Raw genomic sequence first — 20,083 nt, 5'->3', positions numbered from 1 at the left:
ATCTGTCCTCGTTCCTAGGAAAAGTATGCGTCGTCTTCTTACCTCCGCGCTCACCGTGCTTGCCACCGCTGCCCTTCCCGCCTGCGCCAATGCGCAATTCCTCGAAGGCACCCCAAAAGTAGCCGGGTCCTCAGAACCAAATATCCAGTCCGCGGTTTCTGAGATTCAGACCGATATTCAAAGCCGCATCGACAGCACCCGCGCGCAGGCACAAGATCTTGTTTCCTCGGTAGCACCACAAGACGAGCCGCAGAATGAGGCTGCACCCGCACCGGATCCCCAGGCTGGGGCCGCACCGCAACCAGCCCCGCAGCCACAGGCTAACGGCGTCGATTGCCCGAATTGCGTGGCCCTGACCTTTGACGATGGCCCAAGCCCTTATACCAACCAGCTCTTGGATACCTTTAAGGCGAAAAACGCCCACGCCAGCTTCATGGTGCTAGCGGATCACGCCTACCAGTACCCCCAAGCGCTCCAGCGCATGCAGGCAGAAGGTCATACCATTGGCAATCACACCAAGACCCATCGCCAGCTCAACCAGTTAGCTTACGGCGATATTGCCCAAGAAATCGACGCCGGCAATGCGGCGATCCGCAATGCCACCGGGCAGAATCCAAAGTGGCTGCGCCCGCCCTACGGTGCCACCAATGAAACGGTTGACCAGGTAGCCAGGGATAAGGGCTTGTCGCAGGCCCTATGGAACGTGGATACCTTGGACTGGAAGATCCGCGACTCGCAGCACGTCTGCAATGCCGCCGTCCAGGATGCTAACCCAGGCTCCATCGTCTTGATGCACGATATTCACCCGACCACCGTCAATGCGGCCGAGTGCATTATCGATGGCCTGCGCGCCAAGGGCTTGGAGCCGGTCAGCCTCGATGAGTTGCTGCGCACCCCGGTAGACGGAAAGCGCTACTACTCCCGTTAATGATTGATTTCTCCCACACTGCTGATGTCGTAGCCCCGCAGCTCCTTGGCTGCGTCATTACGCACGCCGGGGTGAGCATTCGCCTTACGGAAGTCGAGGCCTATTTGGGCACGGACGATGCCGCCGCCCATACCTTTCGTGGGAAAACCCCGCGCAATGCCGCCATGTTCGGCCCACCGGGCCGACTGTACGTGTATGCCTCTTACGGCATCCACCGCAATGTCAATATCGTGTGCGCGCCCGAAGGCGTGGGCCAAGGGTGCCTACTGCGCGGCGGTGAGGTGCTATCCGGGATCGATACCGCCTTTGCACGCCGCGGCACCAGCGATTTTCATAATCTAGCCCGCGGCCCTGGGAACCTCGGTAAAGCTCTTGGAGCAACGCTGGAGGATAACCACCTACCAGTGCAGCTTTCTGAGCGCGAGTCTGCACCGGAATGGGTGCGCGGCCCGCGCATTGGTATTTCCAAAAACCAGGAAGCGGCCCTGCGGTTTTGGATTCCCTTTGATAAGACCGTCTCCGGCCGCCGCGGCTATCCCAAAAATAATTAATAGCGCCCGCCGTAGCGCTCATCGGCTTCGATGGCTTTGATGATGCGCTCATTAATTTGGGTCATTTGATGGATCTGCGCGCGGGTCAGGTTATCGATAACGGATCGGCGGGCCTGCTTAGCGTGGCCCGGGGCGGTTTCTACTACCTTGTCCCAGCCGCTATCGGTAAGGTGCGCCATCGTCGTCCGCCCATCATTGGGACAAGGACGCCGCACGACCCAGCCCTGGCGCTCCAAACGGGTAACAACCTGGCTCAGACGGGACAAGGAGCCGTTTGCGGTGATGGCGAGGTCTCGCATGCGCATCTCATGGTTCTCGGCCTCTGATAGCCGTGAGAGCACCGTATATTCAAAGAAGCTTAGCTTGGCATCATCGCGCAGCTGCGCGTCTAGAATATTGGTGAGCCGGACATTCACGCTCATCAGGGACATGAATGCTGCTAGTTCATCCTCTTCCAGCCAAAAGTCGTCCCGCTCGGTCATGAGGATTATTTTAGCAACTGGACTTCAATTCTAAAATAATCCCAAGTAGCCGGAGCCCGTCCCACTTATTCGAACTTGGTCTCCTCCACCTAGTGGCTGGTGGGTGCCAAGCGAGCTGGGTCCAATTCAATCCGGCGCAGCAACTGCGCGTTGAATGCCACCACGATGGTCGATAGCGACATCAATACCGCGCCGGCCGCCGGGGAGAGCACGACACCGATGGGTGCGAGTACGCCTGCCGCCAAGGGCACGGCAATGATGTTGTAGCCAGATGCCCAAATAAGGTTCTGGATCATCTTGCGGTAGCTAGCGCGCGACAAGGTGATCATCGAAAGCACCGACCGCGGGTCGTCGCTGGCGAGCACCACCTCGGCGGATTCCATGGCGACATCGGTGCCGGCGCCAATGGCGATGCCGACTTCCGCGCGGGCCAAGGCTGGGGCGTCGTTGACGCCATCGCCAACCATGGCCACGGCTAGACCGCGCTCCTGTAATTCGGTGACCTTGGAGTCCTTGTCCTGCGGCAGGACTTCGGCAAAGACCTCGTCAATACCCAATTCTTCGCCAACGGCCTCGGCGACCTGCGTGGCATCGCCAGTGATCATCGCAACCTTGACGCCCTGCTCTTGGAGGGCCTGTACGGCCGCGCGGGATTCGGGACGAACCTTGTCTTCAACCGCGAGAGCGCCGATTATCTGACCATCGCGCACGACGTGCAGGACACCCGCGCCGCGTTGGGACCACTCTTCAACCTGCGCATCAAACACCCCAGGGGTGGCAAGCTCTAGCTCGCGCAGCATATTCGGTCCACCGACGAGGACCTCTGCCCCATCGACGGTGGCCTTGATTCCCCGGCCGGCGGCCGCACTGAAATCGGTGCTGTGCAGCTGCTCCTGAGATGCTTCCGCGTGGTCTTCGGCTGCCTTGACGATGGCGCGGGCCAATGGGTGTTCACTATCGGCCTCGGCCGCGGCGGCCACTGCTAGCAGCTGCCCCTCGCTGATGTCCTCAACGGTTGCAACACCGGTAACGGCATGAGCGCCTTCGGTCAGGGTACCGGTCTTATCGAAGAGGACGGCGTCGATGGTGCGCATGCGCTCCAACGCCAAACGTTCCTTGATGAGTACCCCAGACTGTGCGGCCTGCTCGGTAGAGATCGCAATGACCAGTGGGATAGCCAAACCGAGGGCGTGGGGGCAAGCGATGACGAGCACGGTAACGGTGCGCACCACGGCGTCGCTTGGGCTCCCGATAATGGCCCAGACCACCGCAGTAATGAGGGCTGCGATTAGCGCAAACCAGAAGAGCAACGCTGCGGCGCGATCGGCAAGGGCTTGGGCGCGGGAGGAGGATTCCTGCGCCTCGGCGACCATGCTTTGGATACCGCCCAGGGCCGTATCTCCTCCGATGGCTTCTACCTGGACGCGGACGGTGTTGTCGGTGGCCACCGTACCGGCGACCACGCGCTCACCTTTATCGCGGAAGACTGGGCGGGATTCACCGGTGATCATGGATTCATCGAATTCGGCTGAGCCTTTAACAATGGTGCCATCGGCAGGCGCCCGCGCTCCAGCGCGGACCAGTACTATGTCATCCACCGCCAGCTCAGAGACTGGCACGGTGTGGGCCTGCCCATCGATGATCTTCTCGGCTTCGTCAGGCAAAAGTTCTGCTAAGGCGTCCAAAGCGGAGGAGGCCGCGCCGAGTGCACGCATCTCCAACCAGTGGCCCAGCAGCATAATGACGACCAGGAGGGCCAGCTCCCACCAGAAATCTAGGTCGAATCCTCCAATCCCCAAGGTGGTGACCCATGAGGCGACGAACGCCACGGTAATAGCCATGGCGATAAGCAGCATCATCCCGGGCTGGCGGGATTTCAGTTCCGACCAGCCGCCTTGCAGGAACGGCGTGCCGCCATAAATGAAGATGATGGTGCCAAGCACCGGGGGAATCCAGGATGAACCATTGAATTCGGGTACGCCGTAGCCGAGCAATTCTGCGACCATAGGGCTGAAGATGACGACCGGTACCGATAGCAGCAGCGACCACCAGAAGCGGCTGCGGAACATCGCCGCGTGATCGCCGTGTCCGTGCCCATGGCCGTGGCCATGCCCGTGCTCGTGGCCATGACCTTGATGGTCACCGTGAGAGTGCCCTTCGTGGCCGCCATGATCTGTGTGTTGCGTATGATCCGCTCCCGCGGCCTGGTGAGCACCGGAATGCTCACTGTGTTGGTGGGAAGTACTCATGAAGTTCCTTTCTTCTCCTCCCTGCACCAAGAGGAGTTCTAGCGTCGGTGGAACACAGTGATGGTTACTCTCCCCACCATATACCCCGGGGAGGTATATTTACAGAACGGAAGGAGCCATTCTCGTATAAGAGGCGAAGTGGAGCTGCCGAGATGGCCACCCAGCTTAAACGGGCCTAGCCCCCGGAAAGTGGACACGGCGCGGTCAGCCCGACCCCATCAGCTCGGTTATTCTTCAACGTCATTGCAGATGAACTCGACAGAGAAACGGTCCCGGCATTTAGCGATGAACCGGATCATAACGGAGGCTTTGGGCCCAGTTCTGGGAAGTTTCCTGCACGATGGGCCTCCTGCGCCCATTGCCAGGCTGTGTGCCATGAAACGCCGAGCTTCGGGGCTTACTGCCTAACATGCTCTTCCAGCAAGATGCGATCTTCCACAAGTGGGACACTTCAGGTTTCACCTACCGTTTTCGCCTACTCAAAGTGGAAGAAAGAGGCAAAGAAACGACATATGGGGCACTCCATTTTAGTTGGAGTGCCCCATGTTGGCTTTAAAGAGGAACTTTAGTCCTCATCACCCGAAAACTTCTTTCTCATTGTCCAATCTATCCAGAACCAAATGCAGAACAAGATGAGACCGATCACCGTTCTAGGGACGACATCTAAGTCAAAAACGATTCCGAGAAATAGTCCCAGAAGGACCAATGAAGCAAAAAATACAGCCCACGATACTCGTGAATTATATTTTTTGGATTTTAGCTTCTGCATTCATGCCCTCCAACTGGATGCGGACGATCTCCCATGTATGGTGCAATCTTAAGCTGATAGCAGGTGTTGTGGTCGTATTCAGCGAATGCGGGTTAAGGGACAGAATGTGTGTCCGGATGTGCGTCGGTAGCTAGGTTGACCAGTCGCAACGAGGATTCCGCTCTAGGCGGTGAGGCGCAGCGCGGGGTCTGGGCGCGAAATCCACGTATCTGGCTGAGAATGTGGTACCCGACGGGGTAGGCAGCAAACTAACCCGCGTGGTTAATCAACACATCACGTGCCCCGTGTGCCTGGGGCCAGTAAAGAAAAATGGCACAACGTCCGCAGGCAAGACTCGTTGGCGCTGCAAAGACCGTTCATGCGGCCACAGCTTCACCAATACCAACGATGACCCCATCCAGACTGCCAGGTTCCGGATGTTCTACGAGTGGTTCTTGTCTTCATCAACCCTGTCGTCAATCGCCGCAGAGCACGGCTATAGCCGTCGGCAACTCACCCGGTGGTTCGAAAACTTCTGGCTCGTCCACGTTCCCGACAACACCGACTCCAATCGCATCTATGACCAGCTATTTGTCGACGGAACCTACTTCGGCCACCAGAACTGCCTACTGGTGGCATCAACGAAAGCCCACGTCGTGGCCTGGCATTGGTGCCGCCAAGAAGACACGTTCAACTACAACCGTCTCTTCGACAAGGTCGGGCATGCCCCACTGGTGGTCACCACCGATGGACACCAAGGCTCGCTAGAAGCCATCAAAACAACCTGGTCACAAGCACACATCCAACGCTGCCTCGTCCACGTCAAACGCAACATTCAACGCTACGTCGGCTTGTACCCCGTGCTGCCATCTGGCAAAGCACTGCGCGGCCTATCGTTGTCACTGCTGCGGGTAAGCAACCTGGATGAGGCCGCGGAATGGACCGCGAAGCTGCAGCAATTCCACGACGTGTACGGCAAGTGGCTCAGTGAGAAGACCTACATCAAAGACCTCAAACCGGAAGAGATTCCAAAGAAATTCCGTCGAAACAAGAAGTTCTTTTACATGCATTCCCGACACCGCAGTGCCTACGAACTGCTCGCCAAACTGGAACGGAACAAGCACCTATTTACGTTCCTGACCAGTCAGGAAGACGCAGTCGAAGGACAACTCGCTCGCGATACCAACAGCCTGGAAGGCGGCATAAACGCCGGAGTAAAAGCCCTTGCCAGGTACCACCGAGGAATGCCAGAGGAGCACCAGCGCACTGCCGTGGACTGGTGGCTGCATCTGCACACGCAATATCCCGGTGACCCTATTGAGATTGCCCGAAGTCAAAAATGGGGACGCAGCGCACTCGCCAAAGTACAAGCTGCGTCCACCAACAACACGGCTAACGACCTCGACGGCGCACCAGCACGGTACGACACCGGAATCGAAAGCACGCACACCAACGATATCGGTATCCGCAAAGGCTCCATGCGCTAACCCCTAAACCCCCAGCCCAAACCCCTAAACCGCGGGGCGGCAGACACACAAAATGTCCCACCCCGCGACACGCCGGCCTAGACACTCATTTTGTCCCTTAACCCGCGAATGCCTTTGCTGTTTTAACAATATCAAGCGCGTTGATGCCTGCTATCGGACAAACACCCCCAAAACCAGTTTGATAGGTGTGGGGAGCTTCGAGAGGGTACAAAAAGCAAAAAGTCCGACTCCCTTAAGGAAGCCGGACTGATGCTGTGGAGCATAGGAGAATCGAACTCCTGACCTTCTGCTTGCAAAGCAGATGCTCTACCAATTGAGCTAATGCCCCATTGTTCCGTGGTGGGCCTAGCTGGAATCGAACCAGCGACCTCATCGTTATCAGCGATGCGCTCTAACCGACTGAGCTATAGGCCCTTTAGCGGAACGAGATGTAACTTTACATACTACCCCGGAAAGAACACAAATCGGCAGCTCAAAGAGGTTTTCAGAGGCGCACTTCGTGGGTCTAATGAGGACGCTACTTCGCGCTTAAAACTAGAAAAATGCCGGCAACCGTAGCTGCCGGCATAGTCTCCCACTCACAGTGGTCTAGATGTCATCCAAGCTGACCTTTAGCCCACCGAAGACATCCACGATGGCGTTATAGATTACGGCCATCAGCGGTGCGAGCAAGGTGAACAGGACGGCGAAAATAACGCCAATCAGCGCGCTGGCTGCGATCACCACTCCAAAGGTGACCTCAAAGCCGCCGCCGACGCCACCAACGAGGCTATTGACTGACTCCCATATGCCCACCTGGTGCAAACCGATGTACAACAGGCACACGGCCAGCAACCACGCGATGAGTCCGACGAGTGACAGGGCCAGACCAACGCGAAACGCCGAGGTGGGCGAGATGTGGTGGATGGTTACGTCTCGTCGTTCCATGTCCTACTCCTCGTCCTTGGAGGCATCGCTTACCTTGTGGTGCTCTTGCTGGACCTCATCGACGGTCTTTTCGCCCTTGGCCACAGCCTGCGCGTCTTCCTCACCATCTTCTTCAACATTGCGGTCGATGGCAAGCAATTCGACGTCATCGGCAAGGTCAACCAGGCGCACGCCCATCGTGGCGCGCGAGGACGGACGAATCTGGTTTACTTCGGTGCGAATAACCCCACCGGCGGAGGTAATGGCGAAGATTTCATCGTCCTTGTCAATGGAAATGGCACCAATGAGCTTGCCGCGCTTCGGAGTGTACTTGAAGGTCATGACACCCAAGCCACCGCGGCCCTGCGGGGTGTATTCCTCAATGGCGGTGCGCTTGCCGTAACCACCCGAGGTAGCAACGAGTAGGAACTCGCCGTCGTGGACGACGGACATCGCCAGCAGCTGGTCATCGCCGCGGAAGCGCATGCCCTTCACGCCGGCGGTAGCGCGGCCCATGGGGCGCAGCTGGTCGTCATCGGCAGTAAAGCGAATGGCTTGGCCCTGCTCAGAGGTCAGCAGGATGTCATCGCCCTCAGAAACGAGCTGGGCGCCAATGAGCGCATCGCCCTCGTTCAGATTGATGGCGATAAGGCCTGCGGAACGAGCGGACTCGTAATCGGTCAGGCGCGATTTCTTCACGCGGCCCTGCTGGGTGGCCAGGACCAGGTATGGCGCATCCTCGTAGGACTGGATCTGAATGACCTGGGCAATCTTTTCCTCCGGCTGGAATTCCAGCAGGTTGGCCACGTGCTGGCCGCGGGCGGCGCGGCCGCTCTCTGGCAGCTCGTAGGCCTTCAGGCGGTAGACGCGGCCAAAGTTGGTAAAGAACAGGATCCAGTCGTGCGTGGAGCAGACGAAGAAGTTCTTCACAATGTCATCTTGCTTGAGCTCCGCACCGCGCACGCCCTTGCCGCCGCGCTTTTGTGACTTATAGGTATCGACCTTGGTGCGCTTGGCATAACCCGTGGCGGTAATGGTGACCACGACGTTTTCGCGGGCAATGAGGTCTTCATCGGTGACCTCGCCGGAGGCAGGCAGGATCTCGGTGCGGCGCTCATCGCCGTACTTTTCGACGATCGCCTCCAGCTCATCGTGGACGATCTGGCGCTGGCGTTCCTCGTGGGCGAGGATGTGCTTGAGGTCGGCGATCTCCTCTTCGATTTCTGCCAATTCATCGACGATCTTTTGGCGCTCCAGGGCAGCCAGGCGGCGCAGCTGCATCGCCAGGATGGCATCGGCCTGGATATCGTCGACATCGAGAAGTTCCTTCAATCCCTCGCGCGCCTCATCAACGGTGGGCGAACGACGGATCAGGGCGATGACCTCATCCAACATATCCAGCGCCTTGACCAAGCCACGCAAGATGTGCGCGCGCTTTTCCGCCTCATCCAGGCGGTACTGGGTACGGCGAACGATGACCTCGATCTGGTGCGCAACATAATTGCTCAGCATCTGATCCAGGCGCAGGGTGCGCGGCACGCCATCGACGATGGAGAGCATATTCGCACCGAAGGAGGTCTGCAGCTGGGAGTGCTTGTACAGGTTATTGAGCACCACGCGGGCGACGGCGTCGCGCTTCAGGGTCACAACAATGCGCATGCCCACGCGGTCAGAGGACTCATCTTCGATCTTGGAAATACCGGCGATCTTGCCGTTGGCTACGGACTCCGCGATATTGGAGATGAGGTTATCGGGGTTGACCTGGAACGGCAGCTCCGTAATCACGATGGTCTGCCGGGAACCGGATTCCTCGATGGAGGTCACACCGCGCATGCGGATGGAGCCGCGGCCGGTGGTATATGCATCCTTGATGCCCTGATCGCCCACGATGAGGCCGGCGGTGGGAAAATCCGGGCCCTTCACGCGTTCCATGCAGGCCGCGAGCGCGGCATCCTCGTCTGCGTCCGGGTTCTCCAGCAGCCAGTAAATGGCCGAGGCCAACTCATTGAGGTTATGCGGCGGGATATTGGTGGCCATGCCCACGGCAATGCCGCCGGAACCATTCATCAAAAGGTTAGGCACGCGGGACGGCAGGACGTCCGGCTCGCTGGTCTTGCCATCATAGTTGGGCGAGAAATCCACGGTATTTTCGCGGATATCGCGGACCATTTCCATGGCCAACGGGGTGAGCTTGCACTCGGTATAACGCATTGCGGCGGGGCCGTCGTTACCGCGGGAACCGAAGTTACCCTGGCCATCGACAAGCGGGTAGCGCATATTCCAAGACTGCGCCAAGCGCACCAAGGTGTCATAGATGGCCGAGTCACCGTGCGGGTGGAATTGACCCATGGTGTCAGAGACCGGGCGCGCGGACTTCACATATCCGCGCTCGGGGCGGTAACCCGAATCGAACATGGCGTAGAGAATGCGGCGGTGCACTGGTTTTAGGCCATCGCGCACCTCAGGCAGCGCGCGGCCCACAATGACGGACATGGCGTAGTCGATATAGCTCGACTCCATCTCCTCATTAATGTCAATGGGAAAAATCCGATCAAAAAGATCGTCGTTACTGTCACTCATAAGGCCAAATTCTACCTTCTCCGGGCTTTATCGGCCTTATTTGCCGCACCGGTGGTATCACTGTGGTATCACTGGGGCATGGCAATGACATTGCGGCTTACCGCAGAACAAGATCACGCCCTTACCCTCTTGGCCTCCGCGCAGGGAACCTCCAAGCACGAGGCGGTGGTGCGTGCCATCGTGGCGGCGGCCTCGCGCACGCTTGCCGATGCCCACGTGCAAGCCACCGCCCGCGAGCTCCTCCCCGGCCGCGCGGATCTAGAGGCCGAAATTCGCAGGGCGCGAAAGACACACGCATGAGCCCCGAACAGCTGTACCTATTGGCCCAAGAATTTTGCGCCCGCTTTAATCTCCGCATCATCAACTATTCCGCCTTAGTGTCTGCCGCCGCTGCCAGCACCGCGCGCCTAGAGGGCATCGCCATCCACGGCGATGAGCGGCAGGCCGCTCGAGCTATGGCGGAGGTTTTGGAAAAGGTGCCAGCGTTAAACGCTGGAAATCAGACCTTCGCGCAGTACTGTGCCCGCGTCTATATGGCCACTAAATTCGCGTAAAGTATGGCACCATGTCTCACCTTTCTACCTTGATGCACGGATCCACCCGCACCGAGTTCATCGCCGAATGCGGGGATCTCGTTGAAAAAGTCGCCTCCGCCAAATCCGGCATTTCCGGCATAGCCATTAAAGGCGGATTGGCGGCCGCCAAAAAAGCCGATGCCAATGTCGTCCCCAAGGCGCTGGAACGGATCCTGCCGGATGTCCTCGATGCCCTGGATCCACGGTGGCAAGACTTTGCGGAAAGCGGGAAGGATGATTTCGGCGCCTTCCTTGAACCGCACCAGGAAGAGGTCAGCGATGAGATTATGAACATCGCAGATAAGCACGTGGAAAAGGTAAACTCCGCCGCACTGCGCAAACCCTATAATTCCCTGCGCGGCAAGGCCACCAAGATCTTAAGCCCGGAAGTTCCTGCATTCGGCCGCGTCGTGCAAAAGCACATGTAAATAATTAATTTCCACCGGTTTTCCTGCGGTTGAAGGTTATCTGGACTGCGGAGTATAAGTGTGGAAGTGACTTTTTCCCCACATCATAAATCGTCGACATCAGAAGCAAACCGTACCGATTACCCCGCCGGCCAAGACCCCGCCCGCTGGCGGGTTCTTATTATTGTGCTGGTCACGGTGTTCATGTCACTGATTAGTGTGTCCATCGTGAACGTGGCACTGCCGTCGATCCAGTCTGGGCTTGGTGCCACGGATTCGGATGTGCAATGGGTGCTGTCTGGTTATGCGCTTACCTTCGGCGTGGTCCTCGTCGCCGCTGGGCGCGCCGGCGATCTCGTGGGGCGCGGGGGCATCTTCCTGCTCGGCATCGCCGTCTACACCATCAGCGCCGCCGTGGCGGGTTTCGCGCCGAATGCGCATTCTCTGAACATCGCGCGCTTTGTCCAGGGTGTTGGTGCCGGATTACTGAACCCCCAAGGCGTGGGAATGATTCAGCAATACTTCCGCGGGGAAGAACGCGGCCGCGCCTTCGGATACTTTGGCGCCACCGTGGGAATCGCCGTGGCCATCGGCCCGGTATTGGGCGGCTTCCTCATTAAGCTCGGTGGTCCTGACCACGGGTGGCGGCTGACCATGCTGGTCAACGCGCCTATCGGCCTGCTAGCCATCATCTTGGGCCTCATGTGGTTCCCACGCCCGCTGTTTTCCCGCGTCCGCGATGCCGCGGGCAATAAGCTGGGCATCTTCAAGGCACTGGCCACCCTGGATCCCATCGGCGCGCTCATCCTCGGCGCCGCGGTATGGTGCATCCTCTTCCCCTTCATGGACTCAACCGGCTCCCCGGCCGTGTGGTGGCTGCTTCTGGCGGGTGCCGTCCTCATTGGCGTGTGGGTGCTGTGGGAGCGCCACCACAAGGCCACCGGCCACCCGCCGATGGTGGATCTCAATATCTTTGCCACCTCGAGCTTCCGCAACGGCACCATCATCGCCACGTTGTGGTTTATGGGTATTACCAGCATCTGGGTGCTCGTTGCGTTGTATTTCCAAAATGGCCTGGGCTACTCCGCCCTAGCGGCCGGCTCGGTGGGCATTCCTTCCGCACTCCTCAACTCCATTACCGCCACCATCGCTGGCCGCAAGATCTCGCGGTATGGGCGCATGGTGGTCATCATCGGCATGCTAACCACCATCTTCGGTCTCATCGCCACGGTGGTCTTTATTTGGGGCACCACGCATTGGGGAATGAACGAATGGTGGCTCATCCTCTCCTTGGCATTTATCGGGCTTGGCCAGGGTGCCGTGGTCTCACCTAACCAAACCCTGACCTTGGCGCAGGTCCCAGATAACTACGCCGGTTCCTCCGGCGCGGTCCTACAAACCGGCCAGCGCATCGGCACCGCCATTGGCTTGGCCGTCATTACCGCCATCGTCTTTGCCATGCTCCAAAGCACCTCCGGAGATTGGCCCGTATCCATCATGACCGGCTTTGGCGTCATCATCGCCGTCTGCCTAGTGTCCTTGAGCTTTGGTTTTGCGGATCAGCGCGCTTCCCGCAGCTAATACCTCGCCCCATAGTTAAAGCCCACCGTGGAATTATCCACGGTGGGCTCTAGCTTTTTGCCTAGCCCCTGCACGCAGAAGGGCTAAGCCAACGGTTTAGATATCCAGGAAGCGGACATCCTTCGCGCGGCGGGTAATAAAGGAGCGGCGGGCGGCCACGTCATCACCCATGAGGATGGAAAACAGCTCATCGGCGCGCTGTGCGTCTTCCAGGTCCACGCGGCGCAACAGGCGCGTGGAGGGATCCAGGGTGGTCTCCCAGAGCTCGGAGGCGTTCATCTCGCCCAAGCCCTTGTAGCGCTGGATGCCGTCATCCTTGTTGATCTTACGGTTGTGCTCCAGGCCTTCCGCCAGCAGCTTATCGCGCTCGTCATCAGAGAAGGCGTAGCCCGGCGTGCCCTTGGACCACTTCAGCTTGTAGAGCGGCGGGTTAGCTAGGTACACGTGGCCATCCTCAACCAACTGCGGCATAAAGCGGAAGAGCAGGGTCAACAGCAGCGTGGCGATGTGCTGGCCGTCCACGTCGGCATCGGCCATCAGCACGATCTTGTCGTACCGCAGCTTCTTGATATCGAATTCCTCGTGGATGCCAGTACCCAACGCGGTGATGATGGCTTGGACCTCGGCATTTTTTAAGACCTTATCCATGCGGGCCTTTTCCACGTTCAGGATCTTGCCGCGCAAGGGCAAGATGGCCTGGAACATAGAGTCACGGCCGGCCTTCGCGGAACCGCCCGCGGAGTCACCCTCCACGATATAAAGCTCCGAACTCCGCGGATCCTTAGAACGGCAATCCGCAAGCTTGCCGGGCAGTCCACCCAGATCGGTGGCGGACTTGCGGCGCACCATCTCGCGCGCCTTACGCGCTGCCATGCGGGCATGCGCCGAGGAGACGGCCTTATTGATAATGGCCTTTGCCTCTGCCGGGTTGGCATCAAACCAGTCATTGACGTACTCGTTGACCGAGCGCTGCACAAAGCCTTTGATCTCGGAGTTGCCCAGCTTGGTCTTGGTCTGACCCTCGAACTGCGGGTCGCCCACCTTGACCGAAATAACGGCGGCCAAGCCTTCGCGGCAGTCATCGCCGGAAAGGTTGCCGTCCTTGTCCTTGATGAGCTTGTGCTCCTTGGCATAGCGGTTCATCAAGGAGGTCAGGGCTGCGCGGAAGCCCTCTTCGTGCGTGCCGCCCTCGTGGGTATTGATGGTATTGGCAAAGGTGTGCACGGACTGCTTATAGCCCTGGTTCCACTGCAAGGCCACCTCAACCTCGTGGTCCTCGCCTTTTGCCTCGAAGGACACGATGGTGGGGTGAATGGCGCTCTTGGACTTATTGAGGAATTTTACGTAGTCCGTCAGGCCCTCCGGATAGTGAAAGGTGATCTTCTTGCGGCGCTTCTTATCGGCCTTGGTGACGTTCTTGGAATCGGCTTCCTCGTTAAAGGTATCGCCGGCATCGGGGACATCATCAAAGGAGGTCTCATCCGCGCTCGCCTCACCGGATTCCGCATCCGCGATTTCCTCGAGCTCGATCTGCTCTTGAGTCACGCGTTCATCAATCAGCTCGATGGTCAGGCCCTTGTTCAGGAAGGCCATCTCCTGCAGGCGGCGCGCAATGGTGTCGTAGTCGAACTCGGTGGTTTCAAAGATCTCCGGGTCCGCCCAGAAGCGAATCTTGGTACCCGTGCCACGGGCGTTGCCGCCTTCTACAAGGTCATCCGGGATGGCGTTCTGGAAGTTTTGGTACCAGTGCTTGCCCTCACGCTTGATCTCCGCCTCCACGCGGGTGGACAGGGCGTTGACCACGGAAATGCCGACGCCGTGCAAGCCGCCGGAAACGGCATAGGAATCGGAGTCGAATTTACCGCCGGCGTGCAGCTGCGTCATGACCACCTGGACGGTCGGCGCACCGGAGGCGTGCATCTCCACCGGGATGCCGCGGCCATTATCGATGACCTCGACGCCGCCGTCTTCCAAGAGCTTGACGGTAACCTTGTCCGCGAAGCCTGCCATGGCCTCATCGACGGAGTTATCGACGATCTCCCAGATAAGGTGGTGCAAACCGCGCGATCCGGTAGAACCGATGTACATACCGGGGCGCTTGCGGACGGCCTCTAGACCTTCCAGGATCGTAATTGATCCAGCATCATATGCGTGTTCTTCAGCCACGGATTCGTGCTCTCCTTTTGGCTATAGCTAATTCTAAGACTTTCACTATTCTACACGCATACCCCCTACTGAATGACACCCCACACCGGCCAGAGGTAGCTATGTGGCGCGCTCTGTGGTTATTTATCTTTTAAAGGGCAGAGCTAACCTGCGCCTATCAGCCACTTATCAGCCGTAGGTATCTTGCGATCCCTGAGGTTTCACCCACTGCCGCCCCTCGTAATTGCGCTGCTGCCGCGGGCCGTGGATCCGCAGCTCAGCGATGACATCGGGGCCGAGCCGGTCCGCAATTTTGCGCAGGATTTCCCGCTGCAGGTAGCGCAGTTCCGTCGCCCAAGTGGAGTTATCGCAGGAAATATAGACGATCTTGTCCTTGATTTTTTGCGGCTGCGTATGGGCGGCAATGCGCTCACCCACCAGGTTTTCCCAATTTCCCATGACCCAGCCGTGCGCTAATTCATGCTCCCAGCCGCGGTGAGAAATCTCCTTTTTAATCTGTGCGCCCAGGCTCGGCACGTCGATCTGTCGCCGCGGCCTCCTGCCATCGGCGCCGGTAGGCCTACCCACCTGGTAGCCGCGATAGTTCTGCTGTTGGGCATCCGCCAAGGAGGGAACCGGCATCTTCGGCACCGGGCGCGTAAGTTTTGGCGGGTTCTTCGAGGTAGAGCGCACCAAGCGGAAGTATTGGGTGACGGGATCCGTGCGCTGCGTGCCGGTTTCCCCTTCTTCCTCACTCATGCTTCTTCCTCGCTATCCTCTCCTGCGGTGGCTTCCGTGTGCAGGGTGGAAATGCGCCCCTGGTCCGTATCTTCCACTCCTACCCGGTAACGCACGATGGGCTCTAGGTTATCCGGTAAGTCCTCATCCACCGCGGCGGTAATTAGCACCTGTTCTGCCGTGGCGGCGAGGTAAACCAGCTGAGTGCGGCGCTTGGCATCGAGCTCGGCAAAGACATCATCCAAGATGAGGACCGGATCGGATCCCCCATCCTCTCGCAGGAGCTCAAACTCCGCCAGGCGCAGGGCGATGGCATAAGACCAGGTTTCGCCGTGGCTGGCAAAACCCTTGGCCGGCTGATCCCCCAGGTGGAGCACGAGATCATCGCGGTGCGGGCCCACCAGAGAGATGCCGCGCTCGATCTCGCGCTGCCGGGCAGTGGCCAGCTCGGTCAGCATGACGGCCTCCAGCACCTCGCGGTCAGAGGTATCAATGGTGGATTTATACTCCACGTGCGCAGGCCGCGACTCCGGTGCGAGGCCGGCATAGGCGGCGGGAATGTGGTCCAAGAGGGCATCGACAAGCGCAAGGCGCGCCGCAATGACCTGTGCGCCTAAGCGCGCGAGCTGGGCATCCCACGTATCCAGCGTGGACAGGGCCGATGCGCCGTCGCTATCGCCGTAGCCGCGCCGCAAGCTTGCCGATGCCGACTTCAACAATGCATTGCGCTGCTTTAATACCTTGTCATAATCCGCCTTAACCCCAGCTAAGCGCGGGGTGCGCGAGGCGATGATGCTATCGAGATACGCGCGGCGCCCCGCGGGCTCACCGCGCACCAAGGCCAAATCTTCAGGGGAAAACAGCACCGTTTTCACCACGCCGAGCAGCTCGCGCGGGCTGCGCAACCTCGTGCGGTTAATCTGCGCCTGGTTGGCGGCATGGGGTTTTATCAGCAGGTGGGTGGTTAATTCGCGCCCCTGGTTCACGGCAGTAAGGGACACCCGCGCGCTCTGCGCGCCCTGGCGCACCAGCGGCGAATCATGGGAGACGCGGTGGGAAGACAGGTGGGCGGTATAGCCCACGGCTTCCACGATATTGGTCTTGCCAAAGCCATTGCGGCCCACAAACAGAGTGATCCCCGGGCCCAGCTCAAGCTTTAGTTCGGGCCATGAGCGAAAATCCCGAACATCGAGATCCCGTATAAACATTAACCTGGCAGGCGAACCGGCATTAAGAGGTAGGTGAAATTGGTCTGCGGCGTAGGGAAATTGCCATCCTCATCGGCTTCCGGCAGCTCTTCTGGCTCCGGGATCATGATGGCGGGGCGGGAAGGCTCCGTGAATCCGAAGACCACGCGGTCGGTGTTGATGACCGCTAGGCCGTCCTTCAGATAGCCCGGGTTGAAGGCGATGAGGAATTCATCGCGGCCGTGGAATGCGCATGGCAGGGTCTCGGTGGCATTACCGGCATCGGCGCCGGCGGACAGGGTGACCTGGCCATCGGCAAATTCCATGCGGATCTGCGCATTGCGGTCCGTCAGCAGGGAAACGCGACGAATGGCTTCTTGCAGCGGTGCCACCTCAACCGAGGCAATATTCGTGTGCGACTTGGGAAGCAAGGGCTGGACGTTTGGGAAGTCCGCATCCAGCATGCGCGTGGTGGTTTCGCGGTTATCCGCGTGCAGGCCAAAGAGGCCATCGGCGCCGATATTATCGCCGGAGCCCACCGCGATCTCGATGGGAATATTCAAATGCGGATCCAGGCTGCGCCCGGTATCTTGCAGGGTCTTTGCCGGGACTAGGAGCTTAGCCTCAACGTCCTCAGCCGCTGGCTCCCACTCCAGGGTGCGCATGGCCAAGCGGAAGCGGTCCGTAGCCGTCATCTCAATATCCTTGCCGTGGATATCCATGTGCACGCCAGTGAGCATGGGCAGGGTGTCATCCTTGCCGGCTGCGGATGCTACCTGCTGGATGGCCTCTGCGAAGAGCTGCGGCTGGATCGTGCCGGTGACCTCAGGCAATACCGGCAATTGCGGGTAATCATCGAGCGGGATAAGCGGTAGCTCGAAGCGGGAGGAACCACAGGCAACCAAAGCCTTGGAATCTACCTGGGAGATCTCCACTTCCTTATTGGGCAAGGTAGCCACGATATCGGAAAGCAACTTACCGGCAACAGCGATCTGGCCGGGCTCATCCACCATGCCGGCGATGCGCACCTTGGTAGAAACCTCGTAATCAAAGCCGGTGAACTCTAAGCCGTTGTCATCAGCGGTGATGAGCATCGCGCGCAGCACCGGCTGGGTGACCTTGGAAGGCAGGCTGCGGGCAACCCACGCTACGGCGTTGGCAAGGTCATCTTTGGCAACGCGAAATGACACGGCTTCATCCATGGTGCGAAGAGCTCCTCTTTGGCGGGGTAGGAATGTGTAACTTTCAAAAGCTGGCTTCCAACTTACCGCATCCGGTGAGCCTTGTAATTTTCCCTCCGCCCGTCCGAGCCAGCGCCGCGTGCTCGGCGCCGGGCACAATTCCACACATCCCCTTTCTACTTACAAGATCAGAGAAATAATTTAGTAGTAGTAATAAGCGTTGTGGGATCTGTGATCAACGGGGTAAATGACAAGTTCAGCGCGGCGATCCGGGGTGTGCCAATTCTTGTGATCTTGCTGTGATCAACCGGCCCGGAGTGTGGATAAATTGGCGGGTCATCGTTTTATCCACAGCCTGTACTAGTTTTCCACGGATCTGCACACAGTGTTGATCACAGGGGCGTCTGTGCTGGATAGGGCCTGTGGAATTTAAAACTGTGAGCAAAATCTACAAATTACATCCGTGAAATTACACAGGTGTGGATAACTCTGTGGATAGCTGTTCATACGGTCTTTACAGGGACATAACCGCAGGTAGGCGGTGGTGGAAGGTGGAGGGCACCGGGAAGCGCGGCGCCTGCTTACAAAAATGGCGCCTTCCTGTTATTTAAGGAAGACGCCACCGAGTGGTTCGTTTGATCTAGGCGCGACCGCGATTCTTGATGCGCTGGGTCAGGGACTGAATCTCGTCGTAGGTATTGCGCTTTTCCGTCATCTCTTTGCGGATCTTGCGATCGGCATAGATCACCGTGGTGTGGTCCTTGCCGCCGAATTGCTCGCCAATCTTGGGCAGCGATAGCTCGGTCAATTCGCGGCAGAGGTACATCGCCAGCTGGCGGGCATGAGCCACCGCGCGCTTCTTACCAGCACCGCGCAGGGTTTCTACATCAATATCGAAGTATTCCGCGGTGACCTCCATGATGGAGGCCGCGGTAATTTGCCTGTCAGCAGAATCCGGCGCGAGATCGCGCAATGCAATTTCTGCCATTTCCACGTTGATCGGCTCATTGACCAGGGAGGAGTAGGCGGAGACGCGAATGAGCGCGCCCTCGAGCTCGCGAATGGAAGACTCGAAGCGCGAGGCGATGAGCTCTAGGACGGAGCGATCCACCTCAGTGCCATCGGCGGCGGCCTTCTTCATCAAAATGGCAATGCGGGTTTCCAGATCAGGCGGTTGAATATCCGTAATCAGCCCGCCCTCAAAGCGCGTGCGCAGGCGGTCTTCCAGCGTGGTGAGCTGTTTTGGCGGGCGGTCCGAGGACAAAATGATCTGTTTATTGGCCTGGTGCAGCGCATTGAAAGTGTGGAAGAACTCCTCCTGCGTGGATTCCTTGCCCTCTAAGAACTGGATGTCATCCACCATCAAAATATCGAGGTTGCGGTAGCGCCGCTTGAAGGATTCCTGGCGGTCATCGCGCAAGGAATTAATATAATCATTCGTAAATTCTTCCGAGGACACGTACTTCACGCGCAGTCCCGGGTGTAGCACCTGTGCGTAGTTGCCGGCGGCATGCAAAAGGTGCGTTTTGCCCAGTCCAGAACCACCCCAAATAAATAGCGGGTTATAGGCGCGGGCGGGATTTTCCGCCACCGCCACCGCCGCACCATTGGCAAAACGATTCGATGAACCGATGACGAAGCTTTCAAAAGTGTGCTTCGGGTTCAGCGAGGTCTCCCGGTTGGGATCGTGCGCCGGGGCCTCGCGCGGAATGCGCGCGGCATTCGCAGATCCGCCAAAATCCGGTTGCTGGCGGTTATAGTCCTGCTGGCTGTAGTGCTCCGCCAATTCATCCAGGCTTGCCGGGGCATGGCTGGACCGCCAATTAGGCGGGGTCTGACCTGCGGTGGGGTTGTTATTTCCGCGGGCTGCCGCCGCATCCGTTTGCTGGGGGCGGGAGACGTAATTGTGCGCGGAGGAAGAATCGGTCTGCGCCGGTGGCATGTGCTGTGCCGGCGGGTTGGGTTGGGAGGAAGGAGCCTGCGTGCTTGCCGATGCCCCTCCTGGTGCCGGCTGCGAATTCGATGGGTCAGCCGGCGGTTGTGGTTCTTGCGGGGTAGCCAAAGTGACGGCGAAGGAACATGGGCGGCCGAGGTGGCGGGTAAGAGCCTTGGAAATATATCCGCCGAGCTCATTTTCTACGACTTCTTTGGCGTTGACATTTTCCGCTGCGACCAGCGTGTAGCCTTCCACCATCATGATCGGGCGAACCAGCTGCAGGTAGAGCCGTTGCGTATGCGAAAAGCTCGGGACCTCAGAGTTGGGCTGCTCGGATTGCGCGAGCAGATCATCGACGATCGCGCGCCAGACAGCTTCTAGGTTCGCTTGTGGTTCAGTCAC

At 58.8% G+C, this 20,083-nt stretch carries 17 protein-coding genes and 2 tRNA genes; 8 read left to right on the top strand and 11 right to left on the bottom strand.

Annotated features, from left to right (window positions below; all coding sequences use genetic code 11):
- Positions 1–25: 25 nt before the first annotated feature.
- Together ACLI1Q_RS00095 and ACLI1Q_RS00090 are read left to right on the top strand one after the other, a co-directional pair.
- Positions 26–928: a polysaccharide deacetylase family protein gene (locus ACLI1Q_RS00095; RefSeq protein WP_239269551.1), complete on the top strand. Its 903-nt coding sequence runs from the start codon at positions 26–28 to the stop codon at positions 926–928.
- On the top strand, positions 928–1,479 hold the full coding sequence (locus tag ACLI1Q_RS00090; RefSeq protein WP_239269552.1) for a DNA-3-methyladenine glycosylase: 552 nt from the start codon (positions 928–930) through the stop codon (positions 1,477–1,479). Before ACLI1Q_RS00095 ends, ACLI1Q_RS00090 begins: the two co-directional genes overlap by 1 nt.
- On the opposite strand, the gene ACLI1Q_RS00085 is transcribed toward ACLI1Q_RS00090, so the two are convergent.
- Together ACLI1Q_RS00085 and ACLI1Q_RS00080 are read right to left on the bottom strand one after the other, a co-directional pair.
- The gene (locus ACLI1Q_RS00085) at positions 1,476–1,961 is read right to left on the bottom strand and encodes a MarR family winged helix-turn-helix transcriptional regulator (RefSeq protein WP_005276035.1); all 486 of its coding nucleotides are present in this window, start codon (positions 1,959–1,961) and stop codon (positions 1,476–1,478) included. The two genes, ACLI1Q_RS00090 and ACLI1Q_RS00085, sit on opposite strands and share 4 nt — an antisense overlap.
- Positions 1,962–2,050: 89 nt before the next feature.
- Positions 2,051–4,030, bottom strand: a complete 1,980-nt coding sequence (locus ACLI1Q_RS00080) for a copper-translocating P-type ATPase (RefSeq protein WP_349883441.1) — start codon at positions 4,028–4,030, stop codon at positions 2,051–2,053.
- Positions 4,031–4,036: 6 nt separating this feature from the next.
- Between ACLI1Q_RS00080 and ACLI1Q_RS00075 the strand changes: the two genes are divergently transcribed.
- Both ACLI1Q_RS00075 and ACLI1Q_RS00070 read left to right on the top strand, forming a co-directional pair.
- Positions 4,037–4,252 carry a hypothetical protein gene (locus tag ACLI1Q_RS00075; RefSeq protein WP_349819933.1) on the top strand — a complete coding sequence of 72 codons (216 nt, stop codon included), beginning with the start codon at positions 4,037–4,039 and terminating at the stop codon, positions 4,250–4,252.
- 984 nt (positions 4,253–5,236) lie between these two features.
- Positions 5,237–6,445, top strand: a complete 1,209-nt coding sequence (locus ACLI1Q_RS00070; RefSeq protein WP_239269554.1) for an IS1249 family transposase — start codon at positions 5,237–5,239, stop codon at positions 6,443–6,445.
- Positions 6,446–6,700: 255 nt separating this feature from the next.
- On the opposite strand, the gene ACLI1Q_RS00065 is transcribed toward ACLI1Q_RS00070, so the two are convergent.
- The 4 genes from ACLI1Q_RS00065 to gyrA form a co-directional block, all read right to left on the bottom strand.
- Positions 6,701–6,773, bottom strand: a tRNA-Ala gene (locus ACLI1Q_RS00065).
- Positions 6,774–6,782: 9 nt separating this feature from the next.
- Positions 6,783–6,859: transfer RNA gene (locus ACLI1Q_RS00060), tRNA-Ile, on the bottom strand.
- A 174-nt stretch (positions 6,860–7,033) separates the two neighbouring features.
- Positions 7,034–7,372, bottom strand: coding sequence for a DUF3566 domain-containing protein (locus ACLI1Q_RS00055; protein WP_005280482.1), 339 nt, complete (start codon positions 7,370–7,372; stop codon positions 7,034–7,036).
- A 3-nt stretch (positions 7,373–7,375) separates the two neighbouring features.
- Positions 7,376–9,931, bottom strand: coding sequence for a DNA gyrase subunit A (gene gyrA / locus ACLI1Q_RS00050; RefSeq protein ID WP_239269555.1), 2,556 nt, complete (start codon positions 9,929–9,931; stop codon positions 7,376–7,378).
- A 78-nt stretch (positions 9,932–10,009) separates the two neighbouring features.
- Here gyrA and ACLI1Q_RS00045 point away from each other — a divergent pair, with 78 nt between their 5' ends.
- Genes ACLI1Q_RS00045 through ACLI1Q_RS00030 form a run of 4 tightly spaced genes read left to right on the top strand, consistent with a single transcriptional unit; the run spans position 10,010 to position 12,494 of the window.
- A complete protein-coding gene (locus ACLI1Q_RS00045; protein WP_005280480.1) occupies positions 10,010–10,231 on the top strand; it encodes a hypothetical protein in 222 nt (73 codons plus the stop codon).
- The gene (locus tag ACLI1Q_RS00040) at positions 10,228–10,485 is read left to right on the top strand and encodes a cell filamentation protein Fic (protein ID WP_239269556.1); all 258 of its coding nucleotides are present in this window, start codon (positions 10,228–10,230) and stop codon (positions 10,483–10,485) included. Before ACLI1Q_RS00045 ends, ACLI1Q_RS00040 begins: the two co-directional genes overlap by 4 nt.
- Before the next feature lie 11 nt (positions 10,486–10,496).
- A complete protein-coding gene (locus tag ACLI1Q_RS00035) occupies positions 10,497–10,934 on the top strand; it encodes a DUF6918 family protein (protein ID WP_239269557.1) in 438 nt (145 codons plus the stop codon).
- 60 nt (positions 10,935–10,994) lie between these two features.
- On the top strand, positions 10,995–12,494 hold the full coding sequence (locus tag ACLI1Q_RS00030; protein ID WP_239275420.1) for an MFS transporter: 1,500 nt from the start codon (positions 10,995–10,997) through the stop codon (positions 12,492–12,494).
- Between the two features lie 96 nt (positions 12,495–12,590).
- Here the strand turns inward: ACLI1Q_RS00030 and gyrB are convergent, their stop codons facing one another.
- The 5 genes from gyrB to dnaA all read right to left on the bottom strand — a co-directional run bounded on the left by gyrB (position 12,591) and on the right by dnaA (position 20,083).
- Positions 12,591–14,660, bottom strand: a complete 2,070-nt coding sequence (gene gyrB, locus ACLI1Q_RS00025; protein WP_239269559.1) for a DNA topoisomerase (ATP-hydrolyzing) subunit B — start codon at positions 14,658–14,660, stop codon at positions 12,591–12,593.
- Between the two features lie 168 nt (positions 14,661–14,828).
- Positions 14,829–15,398, bottom strand: coding sequence for a DciA family protein (locus ACLI1Q_RS00020; protein ID WP_239269560.1), 570 nt, complete (start codon positions 15,396–15,398; stop codon positions 14,829–14,831).
- Positions 15,395–16,585 carry a DNA replication/repair protein RecF gene (gene recF / locus ACLI1Q_RS00015; protein ID WP_239269561.1) on the bottom strand — a complete coding sequence of 397 codons (1,191 nt, stop codon included), beginning with the start codon at positions 16,583–16,585 and terminating at the stop codon, positions 15,395–15,397. The genes ACLI1Q_RS00020 and recF overlap by 4 nt, the downstream gene beginning before the upstream one ends.
- A complete protein-coding gene (gene dnaN, locus ACLI1Q_RS00010) occupies positions 16,585–17,766 on the bottom strand; it encodes a DNA polymerase III subunit beta (RefSeq protein WP_239275422.1) in 1,182 nt (393 codons plus the stop codon). The genes recF and dnaN overlap by 1 nt, the downstream gene beginning before the upstream one ends.
- A 619-nt stretch (positions 17,767–18,385) precedes the next feature.
- Positions 18,386–20,083, bottom strand: coding sequence for a chromosomal replication initiator protein DnaA (gene dnaA / locus ACLI1Q_RS00005; RefSeq protein ID WP_284772014.1), 1,698 nt, complete (start codon positions 20,081–20,083; stop codon positions 18,386–18,388).

This window comes from Corynebacterium limaceinasi (genome assembly GCF_046717465.1).
Classification (GTDB): domain Bacteria; phylum Actinomycetota; class Actinomycetes; order Mycobacteriales; family Mycobacteriaceae; genus Corynebacterium.
Note: the sequence above shows the minus strand (reverse complement) of the source record. Positions and strands in the feature narration are given on the sequence as shown.

Excerpts from the sequence above, each read along its gene's own strand:
- ACLI1Q_RS00095 (WP_239269551.1), top strand. The coding sequence starts at position 26 with ATGCGTCGTCTTCTTACCTCCGCGCTCACCGTGCTTGCCACCGCTGCC.
- ACLI1Q_RS00090 (WP_239269552.1), top strand. The coding sequence starts at position 928 with ATGATTGATTTCTCCCACACTGCTGATGTCGTAGCCCCGCAGCTCCTT.
- ACLI1Q_RS00085 (WP_005276035.1), bottom strand. The coding sequence starts at position 1,961 with ATGACCGAGCGGGACGACTTTTGGCTGGAAGAGGATGAACTAGCAGCA.
- ACLI1Q_RS00080 (WP_349883441.1), bottom strand. The coding sequence starts at position 4,030 with ATGTTCCGCAGCCGCTTCTGGTGGTCGCTGCTGCTATCGGTACCGGTC.
- ACLI1Q_RS00055 (WP_005280482.1), bottom strand. The coding sequence starts at position 7,372 with ATGGAACGACGAGACGTAACCATCCACCACATCTCGCCCACCTCGGCG.
- gyrA (WP_239269555.1), bottom strand. The coding sequence starts at position 9,931 with ATGAGTGACAGTAACGACGATCTTTTTGATCGGATTTTTCCCATTGAC.
- ACLI1Q_RS00045 (WP_005280480.1), top strand. The coding sequence starts at position 10,010 with ATGGCAATGACATTGCGGCTTACCGCAGAACAAGATCACGCCCTTACC.
- ACLI1Q_RS00040 (WP_239269556.1), top strand. The coding sequence starts at position 10,228 with ATGAGCCCCGAACAGCTGTACCTATTGGCCCAAGAATTTTGCGCCCGC.
- ACLI1Q_RS00035 (WP_239269557.1), top strand. The coding sequence starts at position 10,497 with ATGTCTCACCTTTCTACCTTGATGCACGGATCCACCCGCACCGAGTTC.
- ACLI1Q_RS00020 (WP_239269560.1), bottom strand. The coding sequence starts at position 15,398 with ATGAGTGAGGAAGAAGGGGAAACCGGCACGCAGCGCACGGATCCCGTC.
- recF (WP_239269561.1), bottom strand. The coding sequence starts at position 16,585 with ATGTTTATACGGGATCTCGATGTTCGGGATTTTCGCTCATGGCCCGAA.
- dnaN (WP_239275422.1), bottom strand. The coding sequence starts at position 17,766 with ATGGATGAAGCCGTGTCATTTCGCGTTGCCAAAGATGACCTTGCCAAC.